This window comes from Methylobacter svalbardensis, assembly GCF_037671525.1.
GTDB classification, from domain to species: Bacteria; Pseudomonadota; Gammaproteobacteria; order Methylococcales; family Methylomonadaceae; genus Methylobacter_A; species Methylobacter_A svalbardensis.
The window spans coordinates 1-956 of the sequence record NZ_JAWPOH010000182.1; the positions used below are offsets into that span (position 1 = coordinate 1).

Genomic DNA, 956 nt, shown 5'->3' on the forward strand with positions numbered 1-956 from the left:
TTTTTTCAATTAATTACTGCAATCCGTGAATTAGATCATCACCAGCGCAAACTGCTGAACGCTGCCTTAAATCAACTATCCGACGAACCCAAAGTCCTCGAATTGATTGAGTCCTGCTTTGATGCTAGAAATGCCTGCCCGCACTGTGCCAGTGTCGAGTTATACCGCCACGGATTAGTCAGCGGCTTGCAACGTTATTATTGTAAAAGCTGCCACAAAACTTTCAATGCCCTCACGGGTACTCCGCTGGCTCGTCTTCGCGAGAAGTCAAAATGGCTAAACTATCTTGCTGCGATGGCCCAATCACTGACGGTGCGTAAGTCCGCCTCCGACACGGGTGTTCATCGCAATACCAGTTTCCGTTGGCGACATCGTTTTTTGAACTGGATTACCCAGGATCGACCCAGTACTCTTCACGGCATTACCGAAGCCGATGAAACGTATTTGCTTGAATCAAATAAAGGCAAGCGGAACCTTAACCGCAAAGCTCGCAAGCGGGGCGGCAAAGCCACTAAACGAGGAATCTCTGACGAACAGATCTGTGTGCTGGTTGCTCGCGATCGTTCCGGACAAACACTGGATTTCGTTACCGGTAATGGGCCGCTAACCAAGCCCCGTCTTACCGCCGCCCTAAAGCCAGCATTGGATGCAGATGCACTTTTAGTCAGTGATGCCAATCCCACCTACACGGCGTTCTGTCATGCAGAAGGCTTTAGTCATGAAATCGTCAATCTCAGCCAAGGCCAACGGGTCAATGGGGCTTACCATGTACAAAATGTCAATGCTTATCAAAGTCGATTTAAACTGTGGCTGGAGCATTTTCACGGTGTAGCTACCAAATACTTGCCAAACTACCTGGGCTGGCGACGGGCTTTTGAACAACACTGCCAACTCACGCCGGAAACCCTACTCAATGCTGCTCTGGGGAATTTTCAATATTTAACGATGACATAGCC

General features: G+C 49.1%; 1 protein-coding gene. It reads left to right on the forward strand.

All coding sequences use genetic code 11. From position 1 onward, the window contains the following. The coding region (locus RW114_RS20735) for an IS1595 family transposase (protein ID WP_422614856.1) at positions 1 to 954 on the forward strand (954 nt) is incomplete at its 5' end. Positions 955 to 956 lie beyond the last annotated feature (2 nt).